Raw genomic sequence first — 11845 nt, forward strand, 5'->3', positions numbered from 1 at the left:
CTCACAGTAGGCTCCGCCCTGTAAGGCGGAGCACAGCAGATTAGAAGTCGACGGCAGCCTGCAAATACATCACGCGGGGTTCACCTTCAATCACGCGCAGGTTACCGGCGCTGGACTCGTAGTATTCGCGGTTGAACAGGTTCTTCACGTTAAGCTTCAACTGAGTGTGTTTACCGATCAGCTGGCTGTCCCAGGCAATAAACGCATCGGCTACGGTATAAGCGGGCATCACGAAGCTGTTTTCTGGATCGCCCGCACGGGTGCCAACATAGCGTCCACCGCCGCCGAGCCGCAGTTCACCTGGCAACCACGAGAAGCGCAGAGTGTGGCTCAGATACAGGCTGCCCATATTGGTCGGTGCATTCACCAGGCGGTTGCCGACGTTGTCAGGATTAACGTTGTCGGAAACAATCTCGGTTTTGTCGTAGCTGTAGTTAGCGATCAGGTTCCAGTCAGGCGCAAACTCGCCGTTGACCTCCAGCTCCGCACCGGTCGAGCGTGCTTTGGGAATGTTGCGCGTCACGCCGTTAATGAAAATCGACATGTCCTCTTCATCAATGCGGTACAACGCTAGCGTGGCGGCCAGATTGGGTGCAACCTGCCACTTCGAACCCACTTCCCAGGTGGTGCCTTTTTCGGTGGAGGCCACATTGCCGTCATCGTCGGTTTGGGTTGATGGCGTAAATGATTTGCTGTAGCTGCCGTACAGTGAGACGTCCGGCAAGACTTTGTACACCACCCCCAATTGCGGCAGGAAAGCGTTGCCGCGATCGTTGAGTGTGGTTTCAGGATCGATAAAGCCGTTGCTGGAGGTTTGGGTGTAGCGCTGGAAACGGCTACCCAACACCGCGATCCATTTGTCCGTCAGATGAATGCTGTCTTTGGCAAACACTGAGCGGCTATAAAGATTGGTGCGCAGATTGCTCAGCGCATCGTTATAGGTGCTGTCGCTGAGGATCGGCTCTTCGCCGTACACCGGGTCGTACATGTTGAAGGTGCGTGAAACAGTGCCGCGATAGGATCGCGCTTTATAGGTTTCGTTCTGCTCATAATCGACACCCACCAACAAGTCGTGCTGCATGCCCGCGACAGTGGGAGAACCGCTGATATCCCAGGAGACATATTCTGTCTGATGGTTGAAGCCACGGTTAGCGTCAGCGCGGCGCGAAACGATGCCGGTCGTGGTGTTGATGGCGGTGGCGCGCACTTCGTTACTGTCATAACGGCGCTGCATCCAGCCATAGTTAAGGTGCGTATCCCAGACATCATTGAGGTTATAACCGTAAGAGACGTTCAGGCGTTTGTTTTTGCCCCAGGCATGGTTAGCATTGTCGTCGAGACGACGGTTGTAAGGAATATCGACGGGTTTCCCGCTAAGAAACGCCGTGCCACGGTCGTAAGGCACATCGTATTTATACTCGACGTAGCTGATGTTGAAGGACGCGCGATCGCCGTACCAGCTTAATGACGGCGCCAGCAGGGTATGTTCGTTAACGCCAAAATTACGCCAGTAATCCTCGCGCTGACGCTCTGCCACCATGCGGAAGGCAAAGCCGTTACCGAGCGGCCCGGTGATATCCACCATGCCAGTGCCACCGCCGTAGCTGCTGGATTCACCGCTGATATGGGTGTTCCACTCGTATTGCGGCTTTTTACTCACCAGATTGATGATGCCGCCAGGATTCAGAATGCCGTACAGCAGCGATGAGGATCCCTTCAGCACCTCGACATGATCGATGCTGGCATCCATGGTCAATCCCTGGTTACTGCGCACGCCATCGATGAAGATTGAACCGTCGGTGTTGGAGCCGAAACCACGCTTGACAAAACCATCTTCTGTCCCCCCCAGCGTATTGCCTTGAGTCACTCCACTGACGAACTTCACCGCATCATTCAGGCTGGTTACCTGATAATCCTTCATCACTTGTGGCGTCACCACGCTGATCGACTGCGGTGTTTCGTTGCGTGGCGTTGAGGTGCGCAGTGTCGCCGCGGCATCGTCCTGGTTATAGCTGCTGGAAGTGGTCTCCGGGGCGGCTGTAACGGTCAAGGTTTGATCCGCGCCGCTGGCTGAGTAACTGCACAGCAGGGTGGAAGCCAGTAATACCTGAGAGCCAGAGAGCGTATATTTTACCGCTGGTGAAAATAAGCAAAGATACTTCATTAAGTTAAATCCGCATCAAAAAGGGAAATATTCAGAAGAGCGGATGGTAATGAGATTGATTTCCATTTACAACAAAATATTGCTGTGTCGCTATCAATTCAGGCTATTTATTTTCTATTTCACTGGAAAGTGCGTTGGCACAAAACCACTATTCAATGCAATATTGAGATTAAATGTAGTTTTTAAATCCATTGTTTTATATGGATTTATTGCATATATGTAGTAGATGGTGTAGTTTCAGGATGTATATTCATCATCCACTACATTTCACCCGGGCGGCGGCGACGTTAACCCTAACGATCCTTCGATAAACGGATGATGATTAATTTAATTAAATTAAGGTATTCTTAATTTTCATTCTAATAATACCTTTGCCATTAAGGAAATTTAGCGGTGAGAAGGGACGGCGTGGCTTTGATTCCGTTCAAATTCTGGATTATCCTCGCAGAACTTTATCGCGATAACGTCGCGAAGCATCATCCAACCTACTCATTTAAAAGGTGTTTGTTCCCGTGAGCGATTCCGCACCGAAAACCAGTAAACGCCCTTACGATCTCTACGGCGAACGCTTTCACGCCTGTAAACATCAGCTCACGCCACGCCTGTTCAAAGTGGCGAATTACATCCATCAGCATCGCAGTGTGGTACTGGATAAAACCGCGCTGGGTATCGCTATTGATACCCAGACCTCGGATGCCACAGTGATCCGTGCCATTCAGGCGTTGGGTTTCTCCGGCTATCGCGATCTGAAAATTGTGATGGGGGAGTATCTGGGCGTCACACAACGATCGCCGGCGCGTGTGGCCTCGACAGTCAATGCCTTGTCGCAGGATGCCAAAGGGAGTGTGGATTTCGTGCTGGATAGCTATCGCATCAGTTGCGATATGCTGTCGTCCACGGCGAACAGAAAGGCGATTCAGCAAGCCATCGATCTGTTGCAGCATGCAGAACGGGTGGCGATCTTTGGCATCGGTGCTTCAGCCATTCTTGCCGATTACACTGCACGACTCTTTAAACGTAACGGTACCGCATGCTATGTGCTTAATCGCACCGGCATTGCACTCAGCGAACAGATTGCGGAGATGCGCCATGCTGATGTCCTGATTATGCTGGTGCAGAGCAGTGCGCATCCGGAAGGATTGGTGACAATGGCCGAAGCACAACGACTGGGGATGAAAATCATTGTCCTGACAGGCGCCACCGACAGTCATTTTGCTCAGCGATCCGATGTGACGATTGAGATCCCGCGCAGCCGTGAGGCGGATAAAATGCCGGTGCATGCTACGCCGATGATCTGTCTGGAGATCCTGGTGTTAGGGCTGGCCGCCACGACGCCGGTCGCCACCATGAATAGCATGAGCAAGTTGTATGAAATCAGCAACGCGTTGACCCGTCCTGGGGCGCGTAGAAGTCATAAGCCCTGAAAATCCTCACTGACATCTGGAAGCGATCATGACCACCGAAATTCCCCTGCTTGATGTGCAAGGGATCACCTATGCCATGCAAGGCCGAACGCTGCTGGCACCTGTTTCACTGCAACTTCATGCGGGTGATTTTCTGCTGCTGACCGGCCCCTCAGGCAGCGGTAAAAGCACGCTGTTGAAAATTTTAGCCTCGTTGCTGGCCCCGACAGCCGGCGTGATTCGCTTTGAGAATCGCGATATCGCTCAATGCAAACCCGAGCACTATCGCCAGCAGGTCTCCTACTGTTTCCAGACGCCACAGCTGTTTGGTGAGACGGTCTACGACAACCTGGCGTTGCCCTGGCTGATTCGTCAGCAAAAACCGGTGCGTGAAAAGCTAATCGCCTCGCTGGAGAGCGTGCACCTTAATGCAGATATGTTGGATAAGCCGGTGGAGCAACTCTCCGGAGGCGAAAAACAACGCGTTGGACTGCTGCGTAATCTGCAATTTCTGCCGCAGGTGCTGTTGCTGGATGAAGTGACCAGCGCGCTGGATGAGGAAAATAAAACCGCGATACAGGCAATGATTCGCCAGCGGGTGGATCACCAACGCCTGGCTGTGGTGTGGATTAGCCATGATGTCAATGAAATCCAGCACGCCGAAAAAGTATTGCGACTGGAAACACCGGAGAATGGAGCCGTACATGAGCCAGCATAATATTACCGACAGCTCGCTGCTGCTTTCACTGATGCTGGTGGTGATCGCACTGCTAATCAGTCAGAAAGAGAAGCTCGGCATGGGTAAGGACATCCTCTGGAGCGTGTGCCGCGCCATCGTGCAGCTGGTGATTGTGGGCTATGTGTTGAAGTCGATTTTTGACCTTAACAACCGCTGGCTGACCATCTTAATGGTGCTATTCATCTGCGTGAATGCGGCGCTGAATGCACGCAAACGCAGCCGCAACATCGACCATGCGCTAGCGATCTCATTTGTGGCGATCACCACCGGCACGTCGCTCACCCTCACTATTTTGTTATTGAGCGGCGCCATTGAGTTTATCCCGATGCAGGTGATCCCCATTTCCGGCATGATCGCGGGCAACGCGATGGTGGCAGTGGGTCTGTGTTACACCAACCTCAATCAGAGGTTTAGCGATAATCGGCAGAAGATTCTGGAGATGCTGAGTTTAGGCGCTTCGGTGAAGCTCGCCTCGGGGCGGCTGATTCGCGACAGCATCCGTGCGGCAATGATCCCGACGGTCGATGCCGCAAAAACCGTGGGACTGGTGAGTCTTCCCGGCATGATGTCAGGATTGATTTTTGCCGGGATCGATCCGGTGAAAGCGATTAAATACCAGATTATGGTGACCTTTATGCTCATCGGCACCGCCAGCCTCTCGACCATCATTGCCGCATATTTGTCGTATCGCCGTTTTTACACCGCACGAGCACAGCTGAAGAGCAGTGTTTAAAAGGCGCGGCGGGGCCATGCACGTGGCTTAAGCTCACTGCTGAAACCGCAGCGCCACGCCAAAGGCATGTTCAGCGCTGACGATAAGCGCTGACTCCTCTTCCAGGAACGGGATATCGCCCAGTAACAAGCTGGCTTTCACCTTGCGCAGATCCGTACTGCGCAAGCTTAACGCCGCCATGCGTGCACTGCCGTTGTAATCGAGTGGTAAGCCGGCGAAGCGTTGCGTGACATAGCCAGCAGCAGCGAAGCGTATCGTTGCCACGCCGGCTTTCAATACGAATGCGCCTTCCTGGCAGGCGGTGAGCGCATTAGCCCCAAACAGCCGACTGTAGGGTTGTGCCGCCGCCGCTGGATCCTGCGCCACCACCACAAATTCGACAATATCGATCACGCCGTTGGGATGCTGACGCCATGCTTCCTGCCACACCGCGTGCGGTGTCTCGTGCTGGCAAAAGAAACTGCGGCCATTCGGCACCAGCGCAGGCCGTAATGGCACTGTGCGGAAACGAGCTTGTTCTTCGTTGCCATCCGGTAACTGCACCGGACGGAAGAAGTGGGCAGGTTGATTGCCATCAATGTCCTGGCCCTCAAGATAACGCCATACCGCATCGGCATCGTCGGTCTTCCACACTAAACCACTCAGGCCAATCGGCGACTGCCACACGTCCTGGCGTAAACTGGCACGTCCGGCCTCAAAGCCAAGCAGCTCAAGATAGTTATCACCAAACACGGCCAGATGGTTACTGGATCCGAGCGAATGATGGCCGCGTTCTGTGAGCTGAAACCCTAACCGGCGAAACAGCGCACTCGCCTCATCTAACCGATCGGCCACGTTGATGACCACATGATCAAGACAGGGAATCGGTACTGAAATTGCCATCGCTTTCCTCCTTGCTCTCATTGTCACTGCGCCCATGCTAGCGCGTCCGGTTCGGATGCTGACAGTGGCTGCCAGTTGACGTGCGTCTCCGCACCAAAACCGGCGGCAATGCCGGCAATCAGGGTGGTGATGTGTGTATCGGTGTACTTATCATTACTGCGAACGATGCCTTCGATTTCTGCCGTCTGAGGTAGCACATTCCAGCTATTACCGGCCGTTAAACGTGTAATGCCAAGCGTCCATTGGCGATGACGATTGGGGAGCGCATACAGCGCTGAAACGATATGACTGCCGATCACAATCACATCAATGCCTTCATGCGGGCGCGCGGCATGGGCGCCTTTGCCGGTCAGGGTGATGTGAAAACGCTGCGTTGAATGGGTTTGCCCGGTCATGGTCATCCTTGTGCTTGTGCAGGTAAAAAAGGCTCGCCCAGCGTCAACATCAAACGGTTTGCCCAGGCAAAGAAAGCGGCGGACTGGATCACATCAAGCAGTTCCAGCGTGGTGACGCCGTGACCGCGTAACGTCTGAACCTGTTCGAGGCTAGCGGCAGCAGGCGTGATTGATAGTGTGGCGACCAGGTCAATGATCGCGGCCCAGCGTGGTGACTGGCCGTGAGCCAGTTCTGCGCCCGGTGCCACATTCAGCAGCTTTTGCACTGCCGCATCATCTTTTGACAATTGACTGGCTTTACGCGCATGGACAGAAGCGCAAAAGATGCAGCCATTCACTTTACTCACCACCGTTGCTGCCAGTTCACGTTCAGCGCGCGGCAATCCGCCAGCGGTGTAAAAGATGCCTTTGTCGGTCAGCGTGCGCTGTTCCAGCAGCGGCAGATGACGTGCCAGCAGGCGGAAATAGTCGGAGTCGCTATGGCCGTTTTTCTTCAGCGTAGCCTGTTCATCGGCGGTAAATTCGTTGAGTGGTTTGGCTGCCAGCCAGGGTTCCCAGCCTAATTCTTGCTGGGTAAAGGCGGTGAGGGCAGTTTGGCCGCTTAACGTTAACGGCGCATCGTGCCACTTGCCTGCTACGGCGTGTGCTTGCGTGTCACTCTGTTCGCCATTGAGCAGGCGTAAGCCGGTCAGTAAACGACTCTGAAAGCTCACAAAGGCAATTAATTGTGCGAGGGTGACGATGCCATGCGGCGACCAGCCAGCGCTTTGCAGGTTTTGAATGTGTTTGGGTGCTGCATCCACTGGGTGCAGGCTGAGCAGTTCGGCAAAGGCGTGACCGGCCGCGAAACGCGCGTCATGTGCCTTATTCGTCACTTGCTGCTGATAATGCGCCTGTAAGCGGGTAGCACCGTGCCAGTCGGCAACCTGTGCGGCTAAGGCAAACCGCCATGGCAGTGGGAGATCCGCATCATCTTCACCAAACAGTACATCGTAACTCCCTTGCGTGTGCTGAGTGGCAGCGTGTCGCTCGCGACGTGCTAATGCGAGTTCCGATGCGGGGTCGATATCCGCTAAGGCGGCCAGTAAATCAATGGATTGAGACATCATCTTCTCCTGTTAAGCCTGTTCCAGAGCGCGTAGCGCCGGGGCGATATGGTCAGCGATTAATTCAATGGAACGCAGAATGTCGGCGTGTGGCGGATCGATCGAGTGCACCTGGAAGGTGATATCGGTGACACGTTGCAAGGTGGAGTCCGCGCGCAATGACGCCAAAACGGTAGGCGCATCGCCAAAGTGCGCATCAAGCTGGCGCGCATGGCTTTCCAGCGTATGCCCAGTGATGACGTGCCCAGCAGCCTGAAATTGCTCAGCCTGGCGCTGCAATCCCGGTTCCGCCAGGCGCCGCGCATACGCATTCGAATCGGCAACGAATGCGGTGCGCGAGGCGAGAATGCGCGGTGCGATATCGGCCGGTAGCGCGGCAAGATAGGCATCGATCATCGGATTTTGTATCGCCTCCAGCGGCAAGTCAGGCTGACCTGGCGGACGCGGTTGCGTGCGTGACAACATCAATCCATGGCCAGCGGCTCCGGCTCGTGCGGCACCTTCAACCGAGAAAGTGGCGATCCACACGCGCTGTGCCAGCGTTGGGGCGGGCGGATAAAGATGATTATCCGGGTGCGCGAGGGTATCGCCGCGCCAGGCGCTGAGCAGCGTGTGCAGTTGATCGGCAAATACGCTGGCGCGCTGATCGATAGTTAAGCCAAAGGGCAGGAAAGAGGTTTTGGTGCCGCCCGATCCTAATCCGATTTCCAGCCGCTGGTTGCTGAGCAGATCCAGTACGGCCGCATCCTCCGCCACACGGAGCTCGTTCTCCATCGCCAGCGTAATAATGCCGGTACCAAGACGAATTGTGCGGGTGTGCGCGGCCACGTGTGCGAGGAAAACCAGCGGTGCAGGCAGGCCGCCTTCCTTCTCATGAAAATGATGCTGAGCGATCCAGGCGCTATCGAAACCCAAACGCTCGGCGTGCTGGATCTGTTCTGTGGCGAGGCGATAGCGCTCTTGCGCCGAGACCTCATCCAGCAGGCGGGTGAAAAAGCCAATGCGTTTACGCGTCATGCAGACTCCTTAATCAGCGGACGGATAGCGGGGATAGCGTCAATCAGTGAACGGGTATAAGTATGCTGGGGCGCGTTAAATAGGGTGACCGTGTCACCTTGCTCGACCACTTCCCCCGCACGCAGCACCGTCACGCTGTGCGCGATGCGGCGCACCGTGGCGAGATCGTGGGTGATAAACAGATAGGTCAAGCCCAGCTCCTGTTGCAGCTGTTGCAACAACTGCAGGATCTGCGCCTGTACGGTGACATCCAGTGCCGAAGTGGCTTCATCCAGCACCAGTATTGCCGGTTGCAGGATCAGTGCTCGGGCAATTGCCACGCGCTGGCGTTGACCACCGGAAAGTTCGCGCGGTTTCCGTGTCAGCAATTCCAGTGGCAGTGCCACTCGCTGAGCCACGGCTTCAACACGCTGGCGGCGCACGTCGGCACTGAGCTTTTCAAAATTGCGCAGCGGCTCTTCAATAATGGCAAACAGCGTCTGGCGCGGGTCTAAAGATGCAAACGGATTCTGGTAAACGAACTGGATTTTGCGTCTGAGCTGGCGAAGCGCTTCGCCGCGCAGTGCACTGGTATCAATGCCGTCGATGATGACACGTCCGCTGTCGGCCTGTTCAAATCCCAGCAGAATGCGCGCCAGCGTGGTTTTACCCGAGCCGGATTCACCGACCAGCGCGTGCGTGGTGCCGCGTGGCACCGTCAGGCTAACCTGTTTGGCGACCGGTAACTGCTGCTGTTTGCCGAGCGAAAATTGCTTGTTGATGGCGGAAAGCTGGATCGCGGGTGTTGAAAATTTTGCTTCAGCAGGAATCGTTAGCGCACTGTGGCCAGGCGCAGCATCTTGCAGCAGCTGACGCGTGTAAGGATGGTGTGGCGCATTAAACAGCTGAGCGGCTGGCCCCTGTTCCTGAATCTCGCCGTGACGGAAGACCAGCAATCGGTCAGCGCGTTCTGCCGCCAGCGCCAGATCGTGCGTGACGAACAGCACAGCGGTGCCGGATTCACGCCGCAGTACATCCAGCAGATCCAGAATGCGCTTCTGCACTGTGACATCCAGTGCGCTGGTGGGCTCATCCGCAATGATAATTTGCGGGCGTAAGGCGAGGGCGATGGCAATCAACACGCGTTGTTTCATCCCACCAGAAAGCTGATGCGGATACTGCGCCAGTCGCTGTTGTGGATGGCTCAGGCCAACCTTTTCCAGCAGTTCCAGTACGCGCTGCTGGCGCTCAGACTGGCTGATTTTCTGATGCAGTTGCAGCATCTCACCCACCTGATCGCCGATGGTTTTCACCGGATTCAGTGAGTTGCCGGGATCCTGCGGCACCAGACTGATACTGACGCCGCGCAGGCTGTCCATACGTTTGGCCGACCAGTCGGCAATGTCAGTGCCGTTTAACACGATTTTTCCGCTGTCGCGGCGACCATTTTCCGCCAGCAGGCCAATGATCGCTTGTGCGGTGGTGGTTTTACCGGAGCCGGACTCGCCCACTAAGGCCACCATTTCCCCTGCCTGCAAGCTGAAGCTCACGTTGTGCACCACTTCACGCCACTGCCCGCGCTGTTGATAGCTGAGGGAAAGATTTTCTATTGCGAGTAATGCACTCATGCGCCACCTCCGGCGATCTGCTGGCTAATGCGATTCGCGGCCAGCACCACTGCCACCACCACGATGCCGGGGAAAGTGGTCAGCCACCAGGCCGTAGCCAGATAGTTGCGCCCCTCGGCGATCAGTAAACCCCATTCTGGTGTGGGAGGCGGCGTGCCATAGCCGAGGAAACTTAGCGTGGAAAGCGCCAGAATCGCCTGACCAAACTGTAGCGCGGCAAAGGCGATCACCGCCGTCAGCGAGTTGGGCAAGATGTGTCGCCACAGCACCGACCAAAAACTGCCGCCGCTGCCGTAGGCCGCTTCAACATATTCGCTGCGCCGCACGCGTACCACTTCGCCACGCGCCAGGCGAGCAAAATTAGCGATAGAGGCAATCCCCACGGCCAGCGCGGCATGCACCGTGCCAAACCCCAGCAGAATAAGTACGCTGAGCGAAAGCAGTAATGAAGGGATCGACAGCAGCACGTCAACCAGGCGCATCAGGGTGTTTTCCGTACGCCCGCCTACCGCGCCTGCCAATACGCCAAGTGTTGTGCCGCCAATCAGACCCATCGCCACGGCGGCAAAGGCGGTGGCCAGTGACTGTGACGCACCGTAGACAATACGGGTAAACAGATCGCGGCCGAGTTGATCGGTCCCGAGCCAGTAAGCGGCCTGCGGCGCTAAACGTTGCGCGCCGGGCAAGCCTTGCGTCGGGTGGTAATGGGTCAATAATCCTGGCGCGAACGCGGCCAGCAAGGCCAGCAGCATCACTGCCCAGGCCAGCCAGAGTCCGGGCTGAATCTGCCAGCTGCGTTGCGTGCGTGGGGTAGCGCCGCGCTGGCGGGCGGTGGCGTAATCGACGAGGCTCATCGGTTTCCTCCGGCGATAGGTTGTAGACGGGGATCAAACAGAGGCATTAGCACATCAACCAGCAGATTAATCAGTACAAAGGTCAGCGCAGAGATCATCACCACTGCTTGCAGCACGGCGACATCCTGATTATTGACCGCTTGCTGCGTCAGCTGGCCGATACCGCTAAGACCAAATACGGTTTCGGTAATCAGCGCGCCAGCGATCAATTCGCCCAATAGCAGACCCGCCACGTTGAGCACCGGCAGCAGCGCATTACGCATCACGTGTCGCCACAGCACGCGACTGGCGCTGGCGCCTTTAGCTCGCGCCACCGCTACAAACGGCTGCGTCGAGATTTGATCAATACTGCGCAACAGAATTTGTGCCAGCGGCGCGGAAATCGGGATCGCCACCGTGATCACTGGCAGGATTAAACCCTGCAACGGCGACGGGTTGATCACCGGTATCCAGCGCAGCTGGAAGGAGAACAGCTGTATCAACGCGATGCCGAGCCAGAAGGTCGGCAGCGAGATAAACAGGGCAGGAACGGATTGCAGCAACGAACGCAGCATGCGCAGCGCGGGTAGCCGAGACAGCGCCGCCAGCGTAAAGGCCAGCAGCGTGGCGAGCGCAAAACCCAGCACGGCCAGCTGCAGGGTGGCGGGCAGGTTGCTGATCAACAGATCGCCTACTGACACGCCGGCCTGCACCGAATAGCCAAAATCACCGTGCAGTATCGCCATTAGCGTATGAAAATATTGCTGCCACAGGGGGTTATCCGCGCCATAGGCCAGCCGCATCTCCGCGATCTGATCCGGGCTCAAGCCCAGATCCGGGTTCTGAAATTTGATCAGCACCGCATCGCCCGGTAGCACCTGCAGCAGCAAGAACGACAGGGTAAACGCGGCCCACAATACCAGCACGCTTTGACCCACTCTTCGCAGCAGAGAACGTTGCATCATT

Annotated in this window: 11 protein-coding genes; 3 read left to right on the forward strand and 8 right to left on the reverse strand. The window is 56.1% G+C overall.

Going from position 1 to position 11845, the window contains the following annotated elements:
• Positions 1-40 precede the first annotated feature (40 nt).
• Positions 41-2164 (reverse strand): TonB-dependent siderophore receptor, encoded by a 2124-nt coding sequence (locus IAE30_RS03720; RefSeq protein WP_200678049.1) that lies wholly within the window; start codon positions 2162-2164, stop codon positions 41-43.
• Between the two features lie 512 nt (positions 2165-2676).
• Here IAE30_RS03720 and IAE30_RS03725 point away from each other — a divergent pair.
• The 3 genes from IAE30_RS03725 to fetB are packed head-to-tail and all read left to right on the forward strand — an operon-like array spanning position 2677 to position 5039.
• Entirely contained in the window at positions 2677-3588 is a 912-nt protein-coding gene (locus IAE30_RS03725) for a MurR/RpiR family transcriptional regulator (protein ID WP_200678047.1), read from the forward strand.
• A 28-nt stretch (positions 3589-3616) separates the two neighbouring features.
• The gene (gene fetA / locus IAE30_RS03730) at positions 3617-4285 is read left to right on the forward strand and encodes an iron ABC transporter ATP-binding protein FetA (protein ID WP_200678045.1); all 669 of its coding nucleotides are present in this window, start codon (positions 3617-3619) and stop codon (positions 4283-4285) included.
• Positions 4272-5039 (forward strand): iron export ABC transporter permease subunit FetB, encoded by a 768-nt coding sequence (fetB, locus tag IAE30_RS03735; RefSeq protein WP_200678043.1) that lies wholly within the window; start codon positions 4272-4274, stop codon positions 5037-5039. Before fetA ends, fetB begins: the two co-directional genes overlap by 14 nt.
• 33 nt (positions 5040-5072) lie before the next feature.
• Here fetB and IAE30_RS03740 read toward each other — a convergent pair whose 3' ends face one another.
• The 7 genes from IAE30_RS03740 to IAE30_RS03770 are packed head-to-tail and all read right to left on the reverse strand — an operon-like array spanning position 5073 to position 11841.
• The gene (locus IAE30_RS03740; protein WP_200678041.1) at positions 5073-5921 is read right to left on the reverse strand and encodes a VOC family protein; all 849 of its coding nucleotides are present in this window, start codon (positions 5919-5921) and stop codon (positions 5073-5075) included.
• Positions 5922-5944: 23 nt separating this feature from the next.
• Positions 5945-6316 carry a peptidase dimerization domain-containing protein gene (locus tag IAE30_RS03745; RefSeq protein ID WP_370585445.1) on the reverse strand — a complete coding sequence of 124 codons (372 nt, stop codon included), beginning with the start codon at positions 6314-6316 and terminating at the stop codon, positions 5945-5947.
• Between the two features lie 2 nt (positions 6317-6318).
• Positions 6319-7422 carry an alkylhydroperoxidase domain protein gene (locus IAE30_RS03750; RefSeq protein WP_200537826.1) on the reverse strand — a complete coding sequence of 368 codons (1104 nt, stop codon included), beginning with the start codon at positions 7420-7422 and terminating at the stop codon, positions 6319-6321.
• A gap of 12 nt (positions 7423-7434) precedes the next feature.
• Positions 7435-8439 (reverse strand): putative FMN-dependent luciferase-like monooxygenase, encoded by a 1005-nt coding sequence (locus IAE30_RS03755; protein ID WP_200678031.1) that lies wholly within the window; start codon positions 8437-8439, stop codon positions 7435-7437.
• The gene (locus tag IAE30_RS03760) at positions 8436-10046 is read right to left on the reverse strand and encodes an ABC transporter ATP-binding protein (protein ID WP_200678029.1); all 1611 of its coding nucleotides are present in this window, start codon (positions 10044-10046) and stop codon (positions 8436-8438) included. The genes IAE30_RS03755 and IAE30_RS03760 overlap by 4 nt, the downstream gene beginning before the upstream one ends.
• Positions 10043-10900 (reverse strand): ABC transporter permease, encoded by an 858-nt coding sequence (locus tag IAE30_RS03765; RefSeq protein ID WP_200678027.1) that lies wholly within the window; start codon positions 10898-10900, stop codon positions 10043-10045. Before IAE30_RS03765 ends, IAE30_RS03760 begins: the two co-directional genes overlap by 4 nt.
• Complete coding sequence (locus IAE30_RS03770; protein WP_200678370.1) at positions 10897-11841, reverse strand: ABC transporter permease; 945 nt, start codon at positions 11839-11841, stop codon at positions 10897-10899. The genes IAE30_RS03765 and IAE30_RS03770 overlap by 4 nt, the downstream gene beginning before the upstream one ends.
• Positions 11842-11845 lie beyond the last annotated feature (4 nt).

Origin of the sequence: Pantoea sp. S61 (genome assembly GCF_016625145.1) — a bacterium.
Taxonomy (GTDB): Bacteria; Pseudomonadota; Gammaproteobacteria; order Enterobacterales; family Enterobacteriaceae; genus Pantoea; species Pantoea rwandensis_B.

Bases quoted from the DNA above. Each gene is read 5' to 3' on its own strand.
- IAE30_RS03720 (WP_200678049.1), bottom strand. From the start codon at position 2,164: ATGAAGTATCTTTGCTTATTTTCACCAGCGGTAAAATATACGCTCTCT.
- fetA (WP_200678045.1), top strand. From the start codon at position 3,617: ATGACCACCGAAATTCCCCTGCTTGATGTGCAAGGGATCACCTATGCC.
- fetB (WP_200678043.1), top strand. From the start codon at position 4,272: ATGAGCCAGCATAATATTACCGACAGCTCGCTGCTGCTTTCACTGATG.
- IAE30_RS03740 (WP_200678041.1), bottom strand. From the start codon at position 5,921: ATGGCAATTTCAGTACCGATTCCCTGTCTTGATCATGTGGTCATCAAC.
- IAE30_RS03745 (WP_370585445.1), bottom strand. From the start codon at position 6,316: ATGACCGGGCAAACCCATTCAACGCAGCGTTTTCACATCACCCTGACC.
- IAE30_RS03750 (WP_200537826.1), bottom strand. From the start codon at position 7,422: ATGTCTCAATCCATTGATTTACTGGCCGCCTTAGCGGATATCGACCCC.
- IAE30_RS03755 (WP_200678031.1), bottom strand. From the start codon at position 8,439: ATGACGCGTAAACGCATTGGCTTTTTCACCCGCCTGCTGGATGAGGTC.
- IAE30_RS03760 (WP_200678029.1), bottom strand. From the start codon at position 10,046: ATGAGTGCATTACTCGCAATAGAAAATCTTTCCCTCAGCTATCAACAG.
- IAE30_RS03765 (WP_200678027.1), bottom strand. From the start codon at position 10,900: ATGAGCCTCGTCGATTACGCCACCGCCCGCCAGCGCGGCGCTACCCCA.
- IAE30_RS03770 (WP_200678370.1), bottom strand. From the start codon at position 11,841: ATGCAACGTTCTCTGCTGCGAAGAGTGGGTCAAAGCGTGCTGGTATTG.